Below are 20,554 nucleotides of genomic sequence, written 5' to 3' on the forward strand. Positions count from 1 at the left end.
TCCACGCGGCAAGGGCAGGCCGTCGGCCTGCCCTTTTTCGTTGCGCCTGCTGCCGACCGGACCGCTCGACCTCAGGCCGCGGCGCGCAAGCCCCCGCGCTGCTCCGCCACCTGAGCCGGCACGCCGAGGGCGGCGGCAATGCCCGCCTCCAGCCCGTCGAGCTCGGCGATCAGCGTGCGAACCGCCTCCTCGCCCTGCTTGAGCTCCTCGACCCGATTCTCCAGCGTGTCGGTGGCCTCGTGGATGCGCTTGACGCTCTCCAGCCGGCGCTTGAGCTGGATCTGATACTCGCGCACCTGCGTGTCGAGCGGCGACATCACCGCCCGCAGCCACTGTTCGACGTCCTGGTTGGCGATCTCGAAGGTGCGCCGCGCCTGCATCGCCACGGTTTCGAAGAACTTCTGCGTGAGCGCATGCTTCTCGGTGGTGACCAGCGTGAGCGCAGTGTTGATCTGGCGATTGAAGATCGCCTCGAGGCGGTCGAGTTCGGCCTCGTACCGCATCGTCGAGAAGCTCTCCGGCGGCGACAGCTTGAGTCCGTGCTCGACGCTGAAACGCTTGTACATCGTCTCCAGCATGCGGGAGATCTCGCTGATCTCGGCGCTGGACCGCTGCAGGTTGGTGCGCAGGTTGTGGAAGTATCCCTCCATGGCCTCGCGCAGCCCGCGCGTGAAGGTCGACTCCAGCATCGCCTCGCGCGTGCGCCGCGTCTCGTCGCGCAACGCGTCGAGCCCCATGTGCGCGAGCAGGCTGTTGGTCAGGTTCGAAAACACCGAGCGCACCGCGTAGTACTTCTGCAGGCCCTGCTCGAACTCCTCCTTCTCCGTGCGGATCTTGCGCATCATGTATTCGAGGACGCTCTGGTTCTTGCCACGGAGGTCGGTGAGCTCCTGCAACTGCTCGCACAGCCCGGACAGCCGGCCCTCGAGCAGCGCGCGGGTGCGTGCCGCCACCTCGCGCGTTTCGGCCAGCGTGTCCTCGCGCACGATGTCCTGCTTGGTGGGCAGCAGGTCGTCGCTGAGCGCACGCTCGAGCGCGGGAATGCGACTGCGCTCGAGCAGCTCGGCATCCCCCTGGATCCGCGCCACCAGCCCCTTCTGGGCGGAGACCGGGAACACCGCGCCGCGCTCGATGCCGAGCGTGTCCGCCACGGATTCGACCTGGCGCCCGAGCTCGGCCTCGATGCGCGCCTCGTCGCGCAGGCCGTCCCACAAGCCATCGATCTTGTTGAGCACCACCAGGCGGCCGCGCTGGCGCGTGGCGCTGCCTTGCACGTAATTGCGCCACACCGCGAGATCGCTCTGAGTGACGCCGGTGTCGGCCGCGAGGATGAACAGCACGGCGTGGGCGTTGGGCAGCATCGACAGGGTGAGCTCGGGCTCCGCGCCGATCGCGTTCAGGCCCGGCGTATCGAGCACCACCAGCCCCTGCTCGAGCAGCGGATGCGGGAACTGGATCACCGCATGGCGCCAGCGCGGAATCTCGACCATGCCATCGGCGCCCGGCTTGATGCCCTCGTCGCCCGAGGCGTCAACCGCGAACCCGAGGGACTCGGCCTCGTCCGCCTCCACCCGCTCGGTCTCGCCCACGCGCGCCAGCGCCGCCTGCAGGCTGGAGGCATCGACCGCCTCGAGCGCGACGATGGTCCACGCTTCGCGATAGCGCTTGAGTTCGCTCACCGGCGCCTGTCGAGCGCGCGAGCGGATCGGCAGCAGGCGCAGCTCGGGCGTGGCGCCCTTGCTCCACTGCAGCTCGGTCGGACACATGGTGGTGCGACCGGCGCTGGAGGGCAGGATGCGGTCGCCGTGATCGCCGAAGAAGATGGCGTTGATGAGCTCCGACTTGCCGCGCGAGAACTCGGCGACGAAGGCCACCGTCAGCTTGTCGTCGTGCAGGCGCTCGAGCAGGTACTGCAGGCGCAGGTCGGACTGCACGTCACCGACGTCGTTGCGCGCCAGCCAGGCGCGCAACCGCGTCACCGCATCGCCGGTCTGGCCGCGCCAGCGGCTGTAGGCAGAGAATTGTTCGGTCAGGTCGGTCATGGATTCGCTCGTCGGACAGGGCGCGCGGCAGGCGCGCGCAAAAGGCACGGCCGGATCTCCCGCACCCCCGCACGCTGAGCATAGCCAGCTTCACGCCGCGGATCCGTGCCAAAGTGCACGGCGGACGCCGAACGCAAGCTGCGCGGGCGGTGCGCGCGCTCAGCTGCGCCGCTGACAGCGCGGACAGAAGTAGGTCGCCCGCTGTGCGCTGACGATGCGGCGCACAGCGCTGCCGCACACGCGGCAGGGCTCGCCGCTGCGTCCATAGACGAAATACTGCTGCTGGAAGTAGCCCGGCTGGCCGTCGCCGCCGACGAAGTCGCGCAGCGTGCTGCCACCCGCGGCGATCGCCGCCGCCAGCGTCGCGCGCACCGATGCCACCAGCCGCGCGCAGCGCCGGGGACCGAGGTGCCCGGCAGGCTCGAGCGGATGGATGCGGGCACGGAACAGGCTCTCCGAGGCGTAGATGTTGCCGACGCCGACGACGCGATGGCTGTCCATGAGCACATGCTTGAGCGGCGCCCGCAGCCCGCGCGTCACGGCGTACAGCCAGTCGGTGTCGAAGGCCGCATCGAGCGGTTCGGGCCCGAGGTTCGCCAGCAAGGGATGACGCGCGACATCCCCCTCCTGCCACACCACCATGCCGAAGCGGCGCGGATCGCGCAGGCGCAGCGCCTGCGCCCCGAACACGAAATCGACATGGTCGTGGGCGCCCGGCGGCTCGCTGCTGGGCACCACGCGCAGGCTGCCCGACATGCCCAGGTGCACGATCACGCTCCCGCCGTCGAAGCCGAGCAACAGGTATTTGGCCCGCCTGCCGACCGTGCGCAGGATGCGCCCGCCGATCCGGGCCGGCAGCGTGTCCGGCACCGGCACGCGCAGGCGCGGGTTGCGCACGACGAGGGCGCTCAGGGCGCGACCCTCGACGTGAGGCCGGATCCCGCGGCAGGTGGTCTCGACTTCGGGCAGTTCGGGCATGGGGGAATGGGGGCTCGTGGGCGAACGGCGGCGGGCGACACGACGGGCCCTGGCGGCACGACGTGTTGCGGCAGGGACATCGATCTGCATACCATGACGCGAACCGAATTCTAATTCAGCCTCTCCAACCGGCGTCATCCAGCACCGCCGGAAGGTGGGCGCTTTTTCGCAACTCCACCGCAGTCGCGCCGGACCCTTTCCATGAAGACCCAGCTTACCCGCCTCGCCCGCTCCCTCTGCCTCGCCCTCGCGATCGGCGCCGGCGGCGCCGCGACGGCGGCCAATGGCGACGCGGTGGGCGGTCCGCTGCCCGACCAGGAGCTGACCCCGCGCACGCTGTACAGCTTCCTGCTCGCCGAGATCGCCGGCGCGCGCGGCCAGATCGGCCTCTCCGCGCAGCTCTACCTCGACCTCGCGCGCTCCACCCGCGACCCGCGCATTGCACGGCGCGCGACCGAGATCGCGATGTACTCGCGCAACCTGCGCATGGCCTCCGAGGCCGCCCGCATCTGGGCAGAGGTGGCGCCGGACTCGGAAGAGGCACGGCGAGTATTGGCGAGCATGACGAGCGCCGAACACGGCGGCGAGGTCAACCTCGACGCCATCCAGATCCAGCTCGCCCGCGTGCTCGCGCAGTCCAACGGCCGCCTCGCCCAGAACCTGCTCGGACTCAACCGCACGCTGGCGCGCGTGGCCGACAAGCAGGCGGTCCGCTCGATCGTCAATCGCCTCACCGAACCCTATCTCGACGTACCCGAGGCCCACATCGCGCGCGCGCAGGCGGCCATGGCCGCCGAGGATTCCATGGGCGCGCTGGCGGCGGTGAATCGCGCGCTCGAGCTCAACCAGGGCTGGGAACCGGCGGTGCTGCTCAAGGCGCAGATCCTGCAGCAGGGCGGCGCCGGTGACGAGGCCCTGCGCCAGCTCGAATCCGCGCTCGCGCTCAAGCCGGAGAGCAGCACGCTGCGCCTTGCCTGGGCCCGCAGCCTGGTGTCGGCCCAGCGTTTCGACGACGCGCGCAGGGAATTCCGCCGCCTGCTCGAGGCGCGCCCCGACGATGGCGAACTCCTCTATGCGGTCGGGCTCCTGTCCATGCAGCTGAACGAACCCGCGGTGGCGGAGACCCATTTCGCGCGCGCGCTCGCCGCCGGCCACCCGCAGCCCGACCTGATCCGCCTGCATCTGGGCCAGCTCGCCGCCGATCGCGGCCAGGGCGAGGCCGCGCGCACCTGGTTCGACGAGATCTCCGACCCCGAGCTCCGCCCCGAGGCCAACATCCGCAGCGCCCAGAGCCTGGCGCGCGAGGGCCGCGTCGATGAAGCCCGCGCCCTGCTTCAGGGCGAGGCCGACGAGCCGGAGATCATGCGCCGCTACGTCCTCGCCGAGGTGCAGATCCTGCGCGACGCCGACCGTCCCGCCGAGGCGCTGCTGGTCATCGACGACGCCCTGCGCGAGACGCCCGACGACACCGCCCTGCTCTACGAGGCGGCCATGCTGGCCGAGCGCATCGACCGCATCGACCTGATGGAGACGCGGCTGCGCAGGGTCATCGCGCTGCAGCCCGATCACGCTCATGCCCACAATGCGCTCGGCTACTCGCTCGCCGACCGCAAGCTGCGGCTTGACGAAGCCGAAGCGCTCATCCTGCGTGCGCTCGAACTCTCGCCGGATGACCCCTTCATCCTCGACAGCCTGGGCTGGGTGCGCTTCCGTCGCGGCGACGGTGCGGGCGCCCTCGTTCACCTCGAGCGCGCCTACGCCAAGCGCCAGGACGCCGAGATCGCCGCGCACCTCGGCGAGGTGCTGTGGAGCCTCGAGCGTCGCGAAGACGCCCGCCGCATCTTCGACCAGGCGCTCGCTGCCCACCCCGAGAACAAGCTCCTCGCCGACACGGTGCGCCGCCTGGGCCTCCGATGAGCGCAACGACGAGTCCGGTGCGCCCGTCCGCCCGCCGGAGGTTTCTTCTTGCCGGCGCAGCCAGCGCCCTGCTCGCCGCCTGCGCGCCGCTGACGCCGCGTGAGCCGGCCGTCGCGGCGCGCCGCGCTGCACTGCCCGGCTTCACGCTCGAAGGCCGGCTGTCGGCCACGGACGGCCGCCAGGCGGCGAGCGGCAGAGTGGAATGGGAGCACGCCCCGGAGCGCGATCGCCTGCTGCTGCTGAGCCCGCTCGGACAGGTCGTCGCCCGCCTCGACCGCGGTCCGCAGGGCGCCAGCCTCACGCACGCCGACGGCTCGCGGATCGATGCCGCCAGCGCCGACGCACTGCTGCCGTCGGTGCTCGGCGTCGACGTTCCGGCCGCGCGCCTGCCGCTGTGGGTCCAGGGCGCAACCGACGCCGCCACCCAGGTGCGCGTGCGCGACGGCGCCGGACGCCCGCTCCATGTCATCGACGAGGGCTGGCGCATCGACTACCTCGCCTACGCGGACGAGCACCCCGATTCCCCGCCCACGCGGCTCGACATCTCGCGCGGCGACGCGCGCATCCGCCTGATCATCGACGCATGGACCACCCAGCCCTGACCGCGGCACAGCCCGGCGCCCGCGACACCGCCACCCGCCTGCTCGGCTGTCCGGCCCCGGCCAAGCTCAACCTGTTCCTCCACGTCGTCGGCCGCCGTGCCGACGGCTACCACCTGCTGCAGACCGCGTTCAGACTGCTCGACTGGGGCGACAGCCTGGACTTCGGCCTGCGTACCGACGGCGTGATCAGGCGGGTGAACGACGTACCCGGCGTGGAGGAAGACGCGGACCTCGTCGTCCGCGCTGCGCGCCTGCTGCAAGCCCGGACCGGCACCGCCCTCGGTGCCGACGTCACCGTGCACAAGCGGCTGCCGATGGGCGGCGGCATCGGCGGCGGCAGTTCGGACGCCGCAACCACGCTGATCGCGCTCAACCGCCTGTGGAACACCGGTCTGTCGCGCAACGCGTTGCAGGGGCTGGGCTTGCAGCTTGGCGCCGACGTGCCGGTGTTCGTGTTCGGCCGCGACGCCTTCGCGGAGGGCGTAGGCGAGGCGCTGCAGGCGCTTGACCTGCCCCCGGCGTGGTACGTGGTGATCTCGCCCGGCGTCTCCGTACCGACTGCCGAAATTTTTTCTGCGCAGGACTTGACGCGAAACACGCCCCTCATCAAAATGGCGGACTTCGCAGCAAGCACCACGCGAAACGACCTGCAGCCCGTTGCGTGCAGTCGGTATCCCGCGGTGCAGGATGCGATCGACTGGTTGAGCGCCCGAGCGCCAGCCATGATGACAGGCTCGGGCGCCTGCGTGTTTGCGGAAGTTCCCTCGGAAGCCGAGGCCGACCGCATCGCGAAAAGTTGTCCGCCACGCTGGAAGGCATGGGTAGCGCGCAGTCTGGCTCGCCATCCGCTTTACGAGTGGTTAGAATAGCGCCCGCCTGATCGTCCGATCGGCATCGCAGTGAAAAAGGTTTCTTGGGGAGTCGCCAAGTCGGTTAAGGCACCGGATTTTGATTCCGGCATTCGAGGGTTCGAATCCTTCCTCCCCAGCCATACAACGTCGGGCAGGCCCAGGTTTTTCCCGGTGCCTGCCCGAATCGTTTCTACCGGCAGAAAATTTACACGGCATCGGAGTAGCGGTCATGCCCCACGGCAGCCTGATGGTCTTCACCGGCAACGCCAATCCCAAGCTTGGCGCCGACGTGACGCGACGTCTGGGTATTTCCCTCGGTTCGGCCACCGTCGGCCGCTTCTCGGACGGCGAGGTCAACGTCGAACTGCTCGAGAACGTGCGCGGCAAGGACGTCTTCGTCCTGCAGCCCACCTGCTCGCCGACCAACGACAACCTGATGGAGCTGCTGGTGCTGGTCGACGCATTGAAGCGCGCCTCGGCCGGCCGCATCACCGCCGCGCTGCCGTATTTCGGCTACGCCCGCCAGGACCGCCGCCCGCGCTCGGCGCGCGTGCCGATCACCGCCAAGGTCGTGGCCAACATGCTGCAGGCGGTCGGCGTCCAGCGCCTGCTGACCATGGATTTGCACGCCGACCAGATCCAGGGCTTCTTCGACATCCCGGTCGATAACGTCTACGCCGCGCCGGTGCTGCTCGCCGACCTCGACAAGCAGAAGTACGACGACCTGCTGGTCGTGTCGCCCGACGTCGGTGGCGTGGTGCGCGCGCGCGCTTTCGCCAAGCGCATGGAGTGCGACCTGGCGATCATCGACAAGCGCCGCCCGAAGGCCAACGTGTCCGAGGTGATGAACATCATCGGCGAAGTCGAGGGCCGCACCTGCGTGATCATGGACGACATCGTCGACACCGCGGGTACCCTGTGCAAGGCCGCTGCGGCGCTCAAGGAGCACGGCGCCAAGCGCGTGCTGTCCTACTGCACCCACGCCGTGCTGTCGGGCGCTGCGGTGTCGCGCATCAACGACTCTGCGCTCGACGAGCTGGTCGTCACCGACACCATCCCGCTGCGCGAGGATGCCAAGGCCTGCAACCGCATCCGCCAGATCTCGGTGGCCTCGTTGCTCGCCGACACCATCCTGCGCATCAGCAACGAGGAATCCGTTTCCTCGCTGTTCATGGAATAAGCCTTTCGCCCGCGCGGCTCAGCGCCACGTGGGCTTTCACCGTCTCCGTCTGGTCGCGGTCGGGGACACCCTTCACTCAGGAGCAACACCATGCAAATCGAATTCAAGGCCACCAAGCGTGACGCGCAGGGTACGGGTGCGAGCCGCCGCCTGCGTCGCGCCGGCCAGGTCCCGGGCATCATCTACGGCGGCGCCGGCGAAGCCCAGGCCGTCGCCATGGACCACAACGAGCTCTACCACCTGCTGCGCAAGGAAGCCTTCCACGCTTCCGTGCTGAGCATCGACGTCGATGGCGCCAAGCAGTCCGTCGTGCTGCGCGACACCCAGTGGCATCCGTTCAAGCAGCAGGTGCTGCACCTCGACTTCCAGCGCGTCGACGCCGCCCAGAAGATGCACCTGAAGGTGCCGCTGCACTTCGTCGGCGACGACGTCAGCCCGGCGGTCAAGCTCGGCGGCTGCATGATCTCGCACACCATCAACGAACTCGACGTTCAGTGCCTGCCGAAGGACCTGCCCGAGTTCATCGAGGTCGACCTGTCGGCGATGGAAGCCGGCCAGTCGGTGCACGTCTCGCAGATCAAGCTGCCGGCCGGCGTCGAGCTGGTGGCGCACGGCGAAGGCGACCCGGTCGTCGCCACCGCGCTGCTCGTGAAGGGTGCGGCTGCCGAGGGCGAAGGCGAAGGCGAAGCGGCGTAAGCCACTTCCGCCGCCTGCGATCCGGATGCCGGAAGCCAACGCACGATGAGCAACGCGCCCGCGCGCCCGCCTCGTCTGATCGTCGGCCTGGGCAATCCGGGCGCCGAATATTCCGAGACCCGGCACAACGCCGGGTTTTGGTTTTGTGAGCGGCTCGCCGACCGGCTCGGCGCACGCTTCTCGCACGAATCCCGTTTCCACGGCCTGGTCGCCAACGCGCGCGAGGCCGGCATGTGGCTGCTGATGCCACAGACCTTCATGAACCGCTCCGGCCAGGCGATCGGTGCGCTCGCGCGTTTCTATCGCATCGAGCCGGCCGAGATCCTCGTCGTGCATGACGAGCTCGACATCCCGCCTGGGCAGCTGCGGCTGAAGTTCGGCGGCGGCCTCGGCGGCCACAACGGGCTGAAGGACACCTCGGCCCACCTCAACACCAACGATTACTGGCGGCTGCGCATTGGTATCGGCCACCCCGGCGACCGCAACGAAGTCGTGAACTTCGTGCTCAAGCCGGCGCGCCGCGAAGAGCAGCAACTGATCGACGAGGCCCTCGACAAGGCGCTTGCGATCTGGCCGCAGATCGTGCGCGGCGAGCTCAACGCCGCCGCCACCAAGCTCAACGCCCGCCCTGCGCCGCCAAAGCCGCCAAAGCCTCCGAAGCCCCCCAAGGCGCCCGGACCCGCAGCCACGCCCGGCGCGGCGGCCTCAGACACACCCAAGGACGAATCCCAGCCATGAGCCTGAAATGCGGAATCGTCGGCCTGCCCAACGTCGGCAAGTCGACCCTGTTCAACGCCCTCACCAAGGCCGGCATCCAGGCCGAGAACTACCCCTTCTGCACCATCGAGCCCAACGTCGGCATCGTCGAGGTGCCCGATCCGCGCCTCGCCCAGCTTGCCGAGATCGTCAAGCCGCAGAAGATCCAGCCCGCGATCGTCGAGTTCGTCGACATCGCCGGCCTGGTCGCCGGCGCCTCCAAGGGCGAAGGCCTGGGCAACCAGTTCCTCGCCAACATCCGCGAGACCGATGCCATCGTGCACGTGGTGCGCTGCTTCGCCGACGACAACGTGATCCACGTCTCCGGCAGCGTCGATCCGATCCGCGACATCGAGGTCATCGACACCGAGCTCGCGCTGGCCGACATGGCCACCGTCGAGAAGGCGCTCAACCGCTACAAGCGTCCCGCCGCTTCGGGTGACAAGGAAGCGAAGATCCTGGTCGCGGTGCTCGAGAAGTGCTTCGCTCAGCTCGACCAGGGCAAGGCCGTGCGCGCGCTCGACCTGTCCAAGGAAGAATGGGCCAGCCTCAAGCCCTTCTGCCTGATCACCGCCAAGCCGGTGCTTTACGCCGCCAACGTCGCCGAGGACGGCTTCGAGAACAACCCGCATCTCGACGCCGTGCGTGCCCACGCCGCCGCCGAGGGTGCCGAGGTGGTCGCGCTGTGCGCCGCGATCGAAGCCGAGATCGCCGACCTCGAGGACGCCGACAAGAAGGAATTCCTCGAGACCATGGGCCTCGAGGAGCCCGGCCTCGACCGCCTGATCCGCGCCGGCTACACGCTGCTCGGCCTGCAGACCTATTTCACTGCCGGCGTCAAGGAAGTGCGCGCGTGGACCATCCACGTCGGCGACACCGCGCCGCAGGCCGCAGGCGTCATCCACACCGACTTCGAGCGCGGCTTCATCCGCGCCCAGACCATCGCCTTCGACGACTTCATCCAGTTCAAGGGCGAGGCCGGCGCCAAGGAGGCGGGCAAGATGCGCGCGGAAGGCAAGGAGTACGTGGTCAAGGATGGCGACGTGCTGAACTTCCTGTTCAACGTCTGAATCCAGCCGCGCGGACGCATCCCGCCAGCCCCTCGAGACCCCGTCCCGGCAAGGCGCCGCGACGGGGTCGCTTCTTTTCGCGCACGCCCGAACCCGCTCGGCCTATCCCTGCAGTTCCGGAAACAGCACGTCTGTGAACCCGAAGCGGCGAAAATCCCGCACCCGCATCGGATAGAGCACGCCGGCCAGGTGGTCGCACTCGTGCTGCACCACGCGCGCATGGAAGCCCTCGGCGAAGCGCTCGATCGACTCGCCCTCCGGCGTGAAACCGGTGTAGCGGATGCGGGTGGCGCGCGGCACCATGCCGCGCAGGCCGGGCACCGACAGGCAGCCCTCCCAGCCCTCCTCGCTTTCCACGGAGAGCGGGATGATCACCGGGTTCAGCAGGATGGTGCGCGGCACCGGCGGCGCATCCGGATAGCGCTCGCTGTGCTCGAAGCCGAAGATCACCACCTGCAGGCCGACGCCGATCTGCGGCGCGGCCAGGCCTACGCCGCCGTGCGCGGCCATGGTGTCGAACATGTCCTCGATCAGCGCGGCGAGTTCGGGCGTGGCGAACGTGGTGACCGGCGCGGCGGGCTGCAGCAGGCGCGGGTCACCCATGCGGAGCAGGGTACGGACAGTCATCGGCTTTGCATCCTCGTCGTTTTCACGCGCGCTCTCCGAAGAGGCCGCGGATCCACGCCCAGCGGCTCACCACCAGCGCCATGAAGATCAGCCCGCAGCCGGCGAGCTGCAGCGCGCTCATGGTCTCGGCGAACCACCAGGCGGCGGCGAGCGCGGTCCACACCGGCTCGAGCATCATGATCAGCGCGGCGTGGCTCGGCGTGGTGAGGCTCTGGCCATAGAGCTGTACCAGAAAGCGCAGGGTCGTGGCGAGCAGCGCGCTGGCGAGCAGCCAGCCGAGCACCGGTGCGCTCCAGGTCTGCGGCCAGGACTCGATGAGCAGCGCCGGCGGCAGCACCAGTACACCCACCGCGAGCATCTGCACCACGCTCAGCGCACGCACCGGCACATTGCGGACGACGTGCGAATTGACGTTGAACATCAGCGCGAACACCAGCGCCGCGCCGAGGAAGAACCACTGCCCGAGCTCGACCTCGAAACCGCCATCGAGCGACAGGCAGGCAAAGCCGGCGAGCGCGAGCGGCAGCGCGAACCAGGTGCTCGCCGGAGGACGGTCGCCGAAGAACAGGCGCGCGAACACCGGCACCATGACGATGCCCATGCTGGAGATGAACGAGGCCTCGCCGAGGTGGCTGCTGTGCGACAGCCCGAGGATCCACAGCACCATGCCACCCGCGAAAAGGGCGCCGACGAGCAGGCTGTTGCGCAGTCCGCGGCGATCGAGCGCACGCAGCTGCGGTAGCGAGAACATCGCCAGCACGAGCCCGGCGAGGGCGAAGCGCAGGCCGATGAAGATCAGCGGCGGCATGCCGGCGAGCGCCTCCTTGGAGAAGATCCAGCCGGCGGCGGCGATGATCGTGGTGAGCGTGAGCAGGAGGTCGGCCTGCAGCCTGTGCGCGCCGGGCGGCGTGGCGGACGTGGGCGCGGCGCTCATCGGCGCTCCGCGCGCATCCGCGCTGGATCACCCGCGGAGCAGCGTGGGCAGTGTTCGAAGGCGGGCGGCGAGGGGGACGATGGAACGAACGACACGGAGGGCAGTGCGATCAAGGAGTGCGGAGCGGGGAGCGCGATGAGGAGGCTCGATGAGCCGAATCGATGAAGCGGCTCGATGAAGGCGGCACGCTCACCGAAATGGCCGGGACGCGAAGCTGTGGACGATACTCCATCCCGCCCGCGTCGGCCCCATCCTGGTGCGGGTCCCGGCACGTACTCACCGCCCGGCGCCGATGCGGGCGCACCGGCACACAGCCGCGCGTTCGAGCACCATGCCTGCGGTGCTAGCATCCACGCCATGCCGCACAGCCCCCCCCCCTTCTCCAACACCCCTTACGTCGGCCGCTTCGCCCCCTCGCCCACGGGCGCGCTGCACTTTGGCTCGCTGGTCGCCGCGGTCGGCAGCTTCCTCGATGCGCGCGCCCATCAGGGCCGCTGGCTGCTGCGCATCGAGGACGTGGATGCGCCGCGCACCGTCCCCGGCGCCGCCGAGGGCATCATTGCCACACTTGAGCGCTTCGGCTTCGAATGGGACGGCGAGATCGTCTGGCAGAGCGCGCGCACGGCCACCTACGCCGCCGCGCTGGAGACCCTGAAGGCAGCGGGGCACGCCTACCCCTGCACCTGCACCCGGCGCGAGCTCGCCGACCAGCCGCTCGCCCGCGACGGCTCGCGCCGCTACCCGGGAACCTGTCGCGACGGCCTGCCGCCCGGACGCGAGGGACGCGCCTGGCGCGTGCGCGCCGAGGGCGTGATCCGCTTCGACGACGCGGTGCAGGGCACGCAGCAGATCGACCTCGCCGCCGATGCCGGCGACTACGTGATCCGGCGCGCCGACGGCCTCTTCGCCTACCAGCTCGCGGTGGTCGTCGATGACGCCGAGGCCGGCGTGACCCACGTCGTGCGTGGCGCCGATCTGCTCGATTCGACCGCACGCCAGATCCACCTGCTCGGCCTGCTCGGCCAAACCGTGCCCGCCTACGCGCACCTGCCGCTGGCGACCAACGCCGCGGGCGAGAAGCTTTCGAAACAGACGCTCGCGCGCGCGATCGACGAACATCCGCCGGCCACCGCGCTGCTGGCCGCCCTGCGCTTTCTCGGCCAGAATCCCCCCGCCGCGCTCGCCGCCGCGCCACTGGCGGAGATCTGGCAGTGGGCGCGGGCGCACTGGTCCATCGCCGCCGTGCCCCGCCGCCGCCAGGCGGAGGCGCCCGGCTTTCACTGAGGAACTCGCATGCACCCGAACGACATCAGCGCTCAGCCCGAAGCCATCCGCAAGCTGCTCGAGGACAGCCGCACGATCGCCATCGTCGGCCTCTCCGCCAAGCCCGATCGCCCCAGCAACGAGGTCGCCCATCGCCTGCAGCGCGCGGGTTACACGATCATCCCGGTCAATCCGGCCTACTCCGAGGTCATGGGGCTGAAATGCTACCCGAGCCTGCACGAGGTGCCGGAGCGGATCGACATCGTGGACGTGTTCCGCAAGCCGGCCGAGGTGATGGCGGTGGTGGATGAGGCGATCGCGGTGGGCGCGGGCTGCGTGTGGTTGCAGCTCGGCGTGATCGCGCCCGAAGCCTCGCGAAAGGCGGCCGAGGCCGGGCTCAAGGTCGTCGTCGACCGCTGCACGAAGATCGAGCACCAGCGCCTGATCGGAAGCTGAGCGCCCGCAGCCGGGGCGCTCCGGTCGCCCGCGCTGCGGGCGCCCGCCCTCAGTGGCTGCCGCCGTAGCCCGCGACGCCGATCGCCAGGCGCACGAGCTGATAGGCCAGCCAGCTCAGGCCGCGGCGCACGAGCGGCAGGCGCTGCCAGTCGGTCACGCGCAGTTCCCGCGCCCCTGCGCAGATCGCCTGCTCGAGGCTTGCGCGCAGGCCGTCGGCGAAGCCGGCGTCGTCGATGACCACGTTGGCCTCGCGCGCGAGCAACAGACTGAAGGCGTCGATGTTGCTCGAACCCACCGTGGACCACTGACGGTCGATCACCGCCACCTTCGCGTGCAGGTGGCTGCGGTGATATTCGAACAGGCGGATGCCACGGGCGAGGAACATCGGGTAGAGCGCGCGCGTGGCGTAGGCCTGCAGCGGATGATCCGACAGCCCCTGCAACAGCAACGTGACCTTCACGCCGCGCCCGGCGGCATCGACGAGTGCCTGGCGGAAACGACTTCCGGGAAAGAAGTAGGCATTGGCGATGACGATCTCATCGCGCGCGCGCGCGATCGCGTCCAGGTAGGCGTCCTCGATCGCGTGCCGGTGGCGCAGGTTGTCGCGCACGATGAAGGCCGCGCGAAGCGCACCCGCCGGCGCCGTAAGGGGCGGCGCCAGCGCCGGCTGCGAGTCGCGCCGGCGAAAGCTCGCCCACGCCACCAGCCGCCACAGCCGCTGCGCCGAGTCGAGAATGGGCGCGAGCAGCGGCCCCTCGACGACCACTGCATAGTCGTGGCGCGGATGGGCCAGCACGCCCGCATCGTAGTCATCGACGATGTTGATCCCACCGACGAAGGCGCGCCGCCCATCTACGACCACCAGCTTGCGATGGAGCCGACGCAGGCGATGGCGGCGCAGCGACAGCATGCGCAACTCACGGCGATAGACCAGCACCTGCACGCCGGCCGCGCGCAGGCGGGGCAGCAGCCGGGCGACGAAATCGCGCCCGCCGAAGCCGTCGACCATCACGCGCACGACCACCCCCCGGGCCGCGGCACGCTCGAGCGCCGCGGCGATGCGGCGTCCGGTGCGGTCGTCGCGGAAGATGTAGCTCTGCAGGAAGATCTCCGCCGCCGCGCCCTCGATTGCCGCCTCCAGGGCCGGGAAGTATTGCTCGCCATTTTCCAGCAGCCCGACCGCGTTGCCGGCGACGAAGCGCATCAGGAAACCGGCTCCAGGTCGGCGGTGAGCGCCGCGTGATCGGAGATCCGCGCCCACGGCGCGCCGTAATGCACCTGGGCCTGGCGGACGCGGAAACCGCGCACGTAGATGCGGTCGAGGCGGAAGAAGGGCAGCGCGCTCGGGAAGCTGCGCGCCGGACGCCCGCGCCCGCTGCCGAAGGCTTCGGTGAGCCCGAGGCGGCGGCCGAGCAGGTCGTCGGCGTGGTTACGCCAGTCGTTGAAGTCGCCGGCGATGATCAGCGGCGCATCGTCCGGCGCGAGCTGCTCCATGCGCTCGGCGAGCGCCATCATCTGCCGCCGTCGGCTGCCCGCCATCAGCCCGAGGTGCACGCAGACGCAGTGCACCGGGCGCTCGAACGCGGGCAGCTCGACCTCGCAGTGCAGCAGACCGCGACGCTCGAAGCGGTGGTCGGACACGTCCTGGTTGGCGGTGCTCAGAATCAGGTGACGGCTGAGGATGGCGTTGCCGTGGTGGCCGTGGTCGTAGACCGCGTTGCCGCCGTAGGCGGTCTGCTGCCAGGCGTCCTCGGCGAGGAACTCGTGCTGCGGCTGCAGCGGCCAGTCGGGGTGGCGCACCGGATGGCCGAGGTGCAGGCCCTGCACCTCCTGCAGGAAGACGAGATCCGCATCCAGGCTGCGCAGCCGCTCGCGCAGCTCATGCACCACCATGCGGCGGTTGAACTGCGAGAAGCCCTTGTGGATGTTGTAGCTGCAGATTCGGAGCGTCATGGCCGCCCGCTGCGGGTTGGTAGGATCGGCGCCGCCTCAGGACACCGCGAGCATGCGGTCGAGCGCGATGCGGGCGAGCTCGGCCTCGTGCTCGGGCACCTTGATCTGGTTCACCACCTTGCCCTCGGCGAGGTTCTCCAGCGTCCACGCCAGGTGCTGCGGGTCGATGCGCTGCATCGTCGAGCACATGCACACCGTCGGCGCCATGAACTGCACCACCTTGCCCTGCGGCTTCATCTCCTCGGCCAGCCGGCTCACCAGGTTGAGCTCGGTGCCCACCAGCCAGTGGGTGTTGGGCGGCGCCTGGGTGACGGTGTTGAGGATGAACTCGGTCGAGCCGACGTAATCGGACTTCTGGCACACCTCGAGCATGCTCTCGGGGTGGGAGATCACGAAGCCCTGCGGGTGCTTCTCGCGCCAGCGGTCGATGTGCACCGGCTGGAACATCTGATGCACCGAGCAGTGGCCCTTCCACAGCAGGATCTTCGCGTTGCGGATCTGCTCGGGGGTGAGGCCGCCGTACTCGAGGTCGGGATCCCAGACCACCATCTCGTCGAGCGGAATGCCCTTCTTGAAGCCGGTCCAGCGCCCGAGGTGCTGGTCGGGGAAGAACAGCACCTTCTCGCGCTTCGAGAACGCCCAGTCAAGGATGGTCGGGGCGTTGGTCGAGGTGCACACGATGCCGCCGTGCTCGCCGCAGAAGGCCTTGAGGTCGGCCGCAGAGTTGATGTAGGTGACCGGGGTGATCAGCTCGTCCGGCTTGTCGAGCACCTCGGCGAGCTCGCGCCAGCAGCGTTCGACCTTGGCCAGGCTCGCCATGTCGGCCATCGAGCAGCCCGCCGCGAGGTCGGGCAGGATCGCGATCTGGCTGGGCTTGGACAGGATGTCGGCGACCTCGGCCATGAAATGCACGCCGCAGAACACGATGAACTCCGCGTCGGTCTGCGAGGCCAGGCGGGCGAGCTTCAAGGAGTCGCCGGTGAGGTCGGCGTGCTGGTAGACATCGGCGCGCTGGTAATGGTGGCACAGCAGCACCGCCCGCTCGCCGAGACGCGCGCGGGCGGCGCGGATGCGCTCCTGCGCCTCGTTGTCGGCGAGCACGTTGAAACGGTCGAAGCTGATGGTGGACACTTGCATGGTTCGCTATCCGGATCCGTTGGGGGCAATCCCCGGGGTTACGGGTATCGGACCCCAGCACGGGGCCCCGGGTTCGGTCGGGCCGCGAGGGGCCGGGTAAGGGTTTGTTGCCGCTCAGCCCTGATACCAGGGCAGGCCGGCGTGACGCCAGCCACCGATGCGGTTGCGCTGGTTGTTGGCGTCGCGGTCGCCCTCGAAGCCCTCGAGGACGTTGTAGCAGTTCGCATAGCCGTTGGCACTCGCGAGACGCGCTGCGGAATCCGAGCGCGCACCCGAGCGGCACAGGAACAGCACGAGCGCTTCGGAATCGACCTGATGCTTGAGCTGGGCGAGGAAGTTCGTATTCTCCTGCATCGAGGGGTAGGACTTCCACTCGATCTCGACCGCACCCGGCACCCGCCCGACCCAGTCGAGTTCGGCTCGCGTGCGCACATCGACGAGCTTGGCGCCAGGGGCAAGCTGCATCACCTGCCAGCTTTCGGCGGGCGTGAGCGCGCCCTGGTAGGGCAGGGCGAGCGTCTCGGCGCGCTCGTGCGCGAGGGACAACAGGTCCGACAGGGTTCCCATGCGAACATCCGTCTAAAATGAAGGTCGGCCGAAGTATAGCGCGTCCATCGCGCCCCCCCATGCACCCCGCTCGAGCATCCCTTCGCAGCACCGCACCCAAGCCCCCGCAGGACGGCGAAGCTGCCCGCAGCCGGGGCATCCAGCGCGCCACACTGGTCGCCATCCTGACCAACTCGACGCTCGCACTGGGGCAGGTCTTCATCGGCCTGTTCGCCAACGCCTTCAGCCTGGTCGCAGACGCCGCCCATACGCTGTCGGATCTCGTGACCGACCTTCTTGTGCTGATCGCCGGTCGGCGCAGCGCCGACCCGGCCGACGGAGACCATCCCTATGGACATGCGCGCATCGAGACTGCGACCACGATGCTGCTGGGTGCCGTGCTCGGTGGCGTCGGCATCGGTTTCCTGTGGAACTCGGGCGTGCGCCTGCAGGACATGGACGCTCAGCCCGCTCTCCATCCGGCTGCGCTGGCGATGGCCCTGTTCACCCTGCTCGCCAAGGAAGGCCTGTTCCGCTACACCCTTGCCGCCGCCCGCCGGTTGCGCGCGCCGATGCTCGAGGCCAACGCCTGGCATGCACGCTCGGACGCGGCATCTTCGCTGGTGGTGGCCGCGGGCATCGGCGGCAGCCTGGCGGGCTATCCCTTCCTCGAGCCGCTCGCAGCGGCGGTCGTCGGCTTCCTGATCCTGCGCATGGGCGTGAAGCTGGCGTGGAACGCCGTCGGCGAGCTGATCGACACCGGCTTGCCCGAAGAGGCGCGGCAACGCCTGCGCCGGACGATCCAGGAGACGCCGGGCGTGATCGGCCTGCACGAGATGCGCACCCGGCGCATGGCGGGCCGTGTGCTGTGCGACGCGCATGTCCAGGTGGACCCGCGGCTCACCGTGTCCGAGGGACACCGTGTCTCGGATTCGGTATACCTGCGCGTACGCAGCGCCCACCCCGAGGTCCAGGACGTGCTGGTGCACATCGACCCCGAGGACGACGGCGACCTGCAGGTGATGCCGCCCGGCCCCCTGCCCGACCGCCCGGAGATCACCGATCAGATGCGCGCGCTCCTGGGTCCTGGCGCGCCGGCGCCCAAGCGCATCCAGCTGCACTACCTGGGCCAGCGCATCGAGGTCGAGATCGTGCTCCCGGCACCGCTCGACCAGGCGCACATGGAGGGGCTGCGCGCGCGCCATCGTGCGCTGCTGCGGGATCAGCCGCACTACCGCAGCATCCGCATCTTTGTGGAGACCGCACCGTAATGGTGCGCACAAAATGCCTTGCGCACCATTGCGGTGCATTGCGAACATGCCGCGGGCACTGCTTTCGGGCATGCCCCCTTGTGGCACAATGAAACCGGTAGCCAACAGCATCTGGCACGCTTAGTGCTTAGAGCCCTGCACCCTAATCCGGCGCATCGACCGCAGGCCGCTGCACCACCCGCTCAACGCAACAACGCCTCATCTCACCAGGAGTGAAAATGAACGCCCAAGACGTCATGAAGATGATCCAGGAAAACGAAGTCCGCTTCGTGGACCTGCGCTTCACCGATACCCGCGGCAAGGAGCAGCACGTCGGTCTGCCCGTGTCCGCCTTCGAAGAGGAACACTTCGAGCACGGCCATCCCTTCGACGGTTCTTCGATCGCCGGCTGGAAGGGCATCCAGGCCTCCGACATGGTGCTGATGCCGGAACCCTCGTCCGCCTACATCGACCCGTTCTTCGACGAGACCACCCTGGTCATCACCTGCGACGTCATCGAACCTTCCGACGGCAAGGGCTACGATCGCGACCCGCGCTCCATCGCCAAGCGTGCCGAGGCCTACCTGAAGAGCACCGGCATCGGCGACACCGCCTTCTTCGGCCCCGAGCCCGAATTCTTCATCTTCGACGCGGTCGAGTGGTCGGTCGATATGTCCGGCGTGTATAGCAAGATCATCTCGGAAGAGGCCGCCTGGTCCACCGCCGACAAGTTCGAAGGCGGCAACACCGGCCACCGTCCGCGCGTGAAGGGCGGCTACTTCCCGGTCCCGCCGGTCGACAGCCTCAACGACGTGCGCGCCGCCATGTGCCTGGCGCTGGAGGCCTGCGGCGTGCCGGTCGAGGTGCATCACCACGAAGTCGCCAACGCCGGCCAGTGCGAGATCGGCACCAAGTTCAGCACGCTGACCCAGCGCGCCGACTGGACCCAGGTGCTCAAGTACATCGTGCACAACGTCGCCCACCAGTACGGCAAGACGGCCACCTTCATGCCCAAGCCCATCGTCGGCGACAACGGTTCCGGCATGCACGTGCACCAGTCGATCTGGAAGGACGGCCAGAACCTGTTCGCGGGCAACGGCTATGCCGGCCTGTCGGAGACCGCGCTGTACTACATCGGCGGCATCATCAAGCACGCCCGCGCGCTCAACGCGATCACCAACCCGGGCACCAACTCCTACAAGCGCCTGGTGCCGCACTACGAAGCCCCGACCAAGCTGGCCTACTCGGCGCGCAACCGTTCGGCCTCGATCCGCATCCCCTACACCGCCAACCCGAAGGGCCGCCGCATCGAGGCGCGTTTCCCGGATCCCCTGGCCAACCCCTACCTGTGCTTCGCCGCGCTGATGATGGCGGGCCTGGACGGCATCCAGAACAAGATCCACCCGGGCGACCCGGCCGACAAGAACCTGTACGACCTGCCGCCGGAAGAGGACGCGCTCATCCCGACCGTGTGCACCAGCCTCGAGCAGGCGCTGGACTACCTCGACAAGGACCGCGAGTTCCTGACCCGTGGCGGCGTGTTCTCGAACGACTTCATCGACGCCTACATCGCGCTGAAGATGGAAGAGGTCGACCGCATGCGCATCACCACACACCCGGTGGAATTCGACATGTACTACAGCCTGTAATCCGCGGATTACTGCGCTGCGAGGAAAGGACGGGCATTGCCCGTCCTTTTTTTATGGGGTCTAATCAGGCTTCATTCTGCAAGGACAAGGGCGTGCCGGCATCCCGCAGCTGGCGTCCGGACAAGCGCATGCGACCGTTTCGACTCCTCCCGCTGCTCCTGCTCACCGGCCTGGCAGCACCTGCGTACGCGGACATCTTCAAGTGCACCGATGCCGACGGGCGGGTGACCTACACCAACGACCGCTCTCTCGGCCGCAACTGCGTACGCCTGCAGAGCGACCAGCCGGTGTCGACCGTGCCTGCACCCGTACGCCGCCCCGCCGCCGCGTCCGGCGCCCCGGCCAGCGCCTCACCCGGCGCCTTTCCGCGCGTGAGCCCGAACGATCAGCGCAGCCGCGACGACGCCCGCCGCCAGGTCCTGCAGGGCGAGCTGGCGACCGAGGAAGGCGCCCTCGCCGAAGCCGAGAAGGCGCTCGCCGAACAGGAGGCGGTGCGCCTTGGCGACGAGCGCAACTACCAGAAGGTGCTCGACCGCCTGCAGCCGTTCAAGGACAAGGTCGAGCTCCACAAGCGCAACATCGAAGCCCTGCGCCGGGAGATCTCCGGCCTGCGATGAACCCCGCACTGGCGCGCATCTTGCTTTGTC

General features: G+C 69.0%; 20 protein-coding genes and 1 tRNA gene. 13 read left to right on the forward strand and 8 right to left on the reverse strand.

Translation table 11 applies throughout. The annotated features are described in order from the left end of the window. Nucleotides 1-71: 71 nt before the first annotated feature. A complete protein-coding gene (locus AAG895_RS16630) occupies nt 72-2,042 on the reverse strand; it encodes a dynamin family protein (protein WP_345793096.1) in 1,971 nt (656 codons plus the stop codon). A gap of 159 nt (nt 2,043-2,201) precedes the next feature. After that, entirely contained in the window at nt 2,202-3,020 is an 819-nt protein-coding gene (gene mutM, locus AAG895_RS16635; RefSeq protein WP_345793097.1) for a bifunctional DNA-formamidopyrimidine glycosylase/DNA-(apurinic or apyrimidinic site) lyase, read from the reverse strand. A 201-nt stretch (nt 3,021-3,221) separates the two neighbouring features. On the opposite strand from mutM, the gene AAG895_RS16640 reads away from it, so the two are divergent. The 8 genes from AAG895_RS16640 (at nt 3,222) to ychF (ending at nt 10,092) form a co-directional block, all read left to right on the forward strand. After that, nucleotides 3,222-4,937: a tetratricopeptide repeat protein gene (locus tag AAG895_RS16640; RefSeq protein WP_345793098.1), complete on the forward strand. Its 1,716-nt coding sequence runs from the start codon at nt 3,222-3,224 to the stop codon at nt 4,935-4,937. Continuing rightward, a complete protein-coding gene (gene lolB / locus AAG895_RS16645) occupies nt 4,934-5,539 on the forward strand; it encodes a lipoprotein insertase outer membrane protein LolB (protein WP_345793099.1) in 606 nt (201 codons plus the stop codon). Before AAG895_RS16640 ends, lolB begins: the two co-directional genes overlap by 4 nt. Then, on the forward strand, nt 5,521-6,408 hold the full coding sequence (ispE, locus tag AAG895_RS16650) for a 4-(cytidine 5'-diphospho)-2-C-methyl-D-erythritol kinase (protein ID WP_345793100.1): 888 nt from the start codon (nt 5,521-5,523) through the stop codon (nt 6,406-6,408). The genes lolB and ispE overlap by 19 nt, the downstream gene beginning before the upstream one ends. A gap of 45 nt (nt 6,409-6,453) precedes the next feature. After that, a tRNA-Gln gene (locus AAG895_RS16655) sits at nt 6,454-6,530 on the forward strand. Nucleotides 6,531-6,619: 89 nt separating this feature from the next. Next, nucleotides 6,620-7,570, forward strand: coding sequence for a ribose-phosphate pyrophosphokinase (locus AAG895_RS16660; protein ID WP_345793101.1), 951 nt, complete (start codon nt 6,620-6,622; stop codon nt 7,568-7,570). Between the two features lie 90 nt (nt 7,571-7,660). Beyond that, nucleotides 7,661-8,266: a 50S ribosomal protein L25/general stress protein Ctc gene (locus tag AAG895_RS16665; RefSeq protein ID WP_345793102.1), complete on the forward strand. Its 606-nt coding sequence runs from the start codon at nt 7,661-7,663 to the stop codon at nt 8,264-8,266. A gap of 45 nt (nt 8,267-8,311) precedes the next feature. Beyond that, nucleotides 8,312-9,004 (forward strand): aminoacyl-tRNA hydrolase, encoded by a 693-nt coding sequence (gene pth, locus AAG895_RS16670; protein WP_345793103.1) that lies wholly within the window; start codon nt 8,312-8,314, stop codon nt 9,002-9,004. Beyond that, the gene (ychF, locus tag AAG895_RS16675) at nt 9,001-10,092 is read left to right on the forward strand and encodes a redox-regulated ATPase YchF (protein WP_345793104.1); all 1,092 of its coding nucleotides are present in this window, start codon (nt 9,001-9,003) and stop codon (nt 10,090-10,092) included. The genes pth and ychF overlap by 4 nt, the downstream gene beginning before the upstream one ends. Nucleotides 10,093-10,194: 102 nt before the next feature. Here ychF and def read toward each other — a convergent pair whose 3' ends face one another. Then, nucleotides 10,195-10,719 carry a peptide deformylase gene (def, locus tag AAG895_RS16680; protein WP_345793105.1) on the reverse strand — a complete coding sequence of 175 codons (525 nt, stop codon included), beginning with the start codon at nt 10,717-10,719 and terminating at the stop codon, nt 10,195-10,197. 22 nt (nt 10,720-10,741) lie between these two features. Then, on the reverse strand, nt 10,742-11,653 hold the full coding sequence (locus AAG895_RS16685) for a DMT family transporter (protein ID WP_345793106.1): 912 nt from the start codon (nt 11,651-11,653) through the stop codon (nt 10,742-10,744). 357 nt (nt 11,654-12,010) lie between these two features. Between AAG895_RS16685 and gluQRS the strand changes: the two genes are divergently transcribed. Together gluQRS and AAG895_RS16695 are read left to right on the forward strand one after the other, a co-directional pair. Continuing rightward, nucleotides 12,011-12,937 (forward strand): tRNA glutamyl-Q(34) synthetase GluQRS, encoded by a 927-nt coding sequence (gene gluQRS / locus AAG895_RS16690; protein ID WP_345793107.1) that lies wholly within the window; start codon nt 12,011-12,013, stop codon nt 12,935-12,937. A gap of 9 nt (nt 12,938-12,946) precedes the next feature. Beyond that, complete coding sequence (locus AAG895_RS16695) at nt 12,947-13,372, forward strand: CoA-binding protein (RefSeq protein WP_345793108.1); 426 nt, start codon at nt 12,947-12,949, stop codon at nt 13,370-13,372. A gap of 49 nt (nt 13,373-13,421) precedes the next feature. On the opposite strand, the gene clsB is transcribed toward AAG895_RS16695, so the two are convergent. The 4 genes from clsB to AAG895_RS16715 form a co-directional block, all read right to left on the reverse strand. Then, complete coding sequence (gene clsB, locus AAG895_RS16700) at nt 13,422-14,576, reverse strand: cardiolipin synthase ClsB (RefSeq protein ID WP_345793109.1); 1,155 nt, start codon at nt 14,574-14,576, stop codon at nt 13,422-13,424. Next, on the reverse strand, nt 14,576-15,325 hold the full coding sequence (locus tag AAG895_RS16705) for an endonuclease/exonuclease/phosphatase family protein (RefSeq protein WP_345793110.1): 750 nt from the start codon (nt 15,323-15,325) through the stop codon (nt 14,576-14,578). The genes clsB and AAG895_RS16705 overlap by 1 nt, the downstream gene beginning before the upstream one ends. 36 nt (nt 15,326-15,361) lie before the next feature. Next, a complete protein-coding gene (gene nadA / locus AAG895_RS16710; RefSeq protein WP_345793111.1) occupies nt 15,362-16,462 on the reverse strand; it encodes a quinolinate synthase NadA in 1,101 nt (366 codons plus the stop codon). Between the two features lie 114 nt (nt 16,463-16,576). Then, nucleotides 16,577-17,029, reverse strand: coding sequence for a rhodanese-like domain-containing protein (locus AAG895_RS16715; RefSeq protein WP_345793112.1), 453 nt, complete (start codon nt 17,027-17,029; stop codon nt 16,577-16,579). A gap of 59 nt (nt 17,030-17,088) precedes the next feature. Between AAG895_RS16715 and AAG895_RS16720 the strand changes: the two genes are divergently transcribed. The 3 genes from AAG895_RS16720 (at nt 17,089) to AAG895_RS16730 (ending at nt 20,524) form a co-directional block, all read left to right on the forward strand. Next, the gene (locus AAG895_RS16720) at nt 17,089-18,279 is read left to right on the forward strand and encodes a cation diffusion facilitator family transporter (RefSeq protein WP_345793113.1); all 1,191 of its coding nucleotides are present in this window, start codon (nt 17,089-17,091) and stop codon (nt 18,277-18,279) included. Nucleotides 18,280-18,497: 218 nt separating this feature from the next. Continuing rightward, entirely contained in the window at nt 18,498-19,907 is a 1,410-nt protein-coding gene (gene glnA / locus AAG895_RS16725; RefSeq protein ID WP_345793114.1) for a type I glutamate--ammonia ligase, read from the forward strand. Between the two features lie 128 nt (nt 19,908-20,035). Further along, nucleotides 20,036-20,524, forward strand: a complete 489-nt coding sequence (locus AAG895_RS16730) for a DUF4124 domain-containing protein (protein ID WP_345793115.1) — start codon at nt 20,036-20,038, stop codon at nt 20,522-20,524. Nucleotides 20,525-20,554: the final 30 nt, after the last annotated feature.

This window comes from Thauera sp. JM12B12, from assembly GCF_039614725.1.
GTDB lineage: Bacteria > Pseudomonadota > Gammaproteobacteria > Burkholderiales > Rhodocyclaceae > Thauera.

Excerpts from the sequence above, each read along its gene's own strand:
- ychF (WP_345793104.1), top strand. The coding sequence starts at position 9,001 with ATGAGCCTGAAATGCGGAATCGTCGGCCTGCCCAACGTCGGCAAGTCG.
- AAG895_RS16685 (WP_345793106.1), bottom strand. The coding sequence starts at position 11,653 with ATGAGCGCCGCGCCCACGTCCGCCACGCCGCCCGGCGCGCACAGGCTG.
- AAG895_RS16695 (WP_345793108.1), top strand. The coding sequence starts at position 12,947 with ATGCACCCGAACGACATCAGCGCTCAGCCCGAAGCCATCCGCAAGCTG.
- clsB (WP_345793109.1), bottom strand. The coding sequence starts at position 14,576 with ATGCGCTTCGTCGCCGGCAACGCGGTCGGGCTGCTGGAAAATGGCGAG.
- AAG895_RS16630 (WP_345793096.1), bottom strand. The coding sequence starts at position 2,042 with ATGACCGACCTGACCGAACAATTCTCTGCCTACAGCCGCTGGCGCGGC.
- AAG895_RS16720 (WP_345793113.1), top strand. The coding sequence starts at position 17,089 with ATGCACCCCGCTCGAGCATCCCTTCGCAGCACCGCACCCAAGCCCCCG.
- AAG895_RS16705 (WP_345793110.1), bottom strand. The coding sequence starts at position 15,325 with ATGACGCTCCGAATCTGCAGCTACAACATCCACAAGGGCTTCTCGCAG.
- glnA (WP_345793114.1), top strand. The coding sequence starts at position 18,498 with ATGAACGCCCAAGACGTCATGAAGATGATCCAGGAAAACGAAGTCCGC.
- AAG895_RS16665 (WP_345793102.1), top strand. The coding sequence starts at position 7,661 with ATGCAAATCGAATTCAAGGCCACCAAGCGTGACGCGCAGGGTACGGGT.
- AAG895_RS16660 (WP_345793101.1), top strand. The coding sequence starts at position 6,620 with ATGCCCCACGGCAGCCTGATGGTCTTCACCGGCAACGCCAATCCCAAG.
- lolB (WP_345793099.1), top strand. The coding sequence starts at position 4,934 with ATGAGCGCAACGACGAGTCCGGTGCGCCCGTCCGCCCGCCGGAGGTTT.
- gluQRS (WP_345793107.1), top strand. The coding sequence starts at position 12,011 with ATGCCGCACAGCCCCCCCCCCTTCTCCAACACCCCTTACGTCGGCCGC.
- nadA (WP_345793111.1), bottom strand. The coding sequence starts at position 16,462 with ATGCAAGTGTCCACCATCAGCTTCGACCGTTTCAACGTGCTCGCCGAC.
- pth (WP_345793103.1), top strand. The coding sequence starts at position 8,312 with ATGAGCAACGCGCCCGCGCGCCCGCCTCGTCTGATCGTCGGCCTGGGC.
- def (WP_345793105.1), bottom strand. The coding sequence starts at position 10,719 with ATGACTGTCCGTACCCTGCTCCGCATGGGTGACCCGCGCCTGCTGCAG.
- AAG895_RS16715 (WP_345793112.1), bottom strand. The coding sequence starts at position 17,029 with ATGGGAACCCTGTCGGACCTGTTGTCCCTCGCGCACGAGCGCGCCGAG.
- ispE (WP_345793100.1), top strand. The coding sequence starts at position 5,521 with ATGGACCACCCAGCCCTGACCGCGGCACAGCCCGGCGCCCGCGACACC.
- AAG895_RS16730 (WP_345793115.1), top strand. The coding sequence starts at position 20,036 with ATGCGACCGTTTCGACTCCTCCCGCTGCTCCTGCTCACCGGCCTGGCA.
- AAG895_RS16640 (WP_345793098.1), top strand. The coding sequence starts at position 3,222 with ATGAAGACCCAGCTTACCCGCCTCGCCCGCTCCCTCTGCCTCGCCCTC.
- mutM (WP_345793097.1), bottom strand. The coding sequence starts at position 3,020 with ATGCCCGAACTGCCCGAAGTCGAGACCACCTGCCGCGGGATCCGGCCT.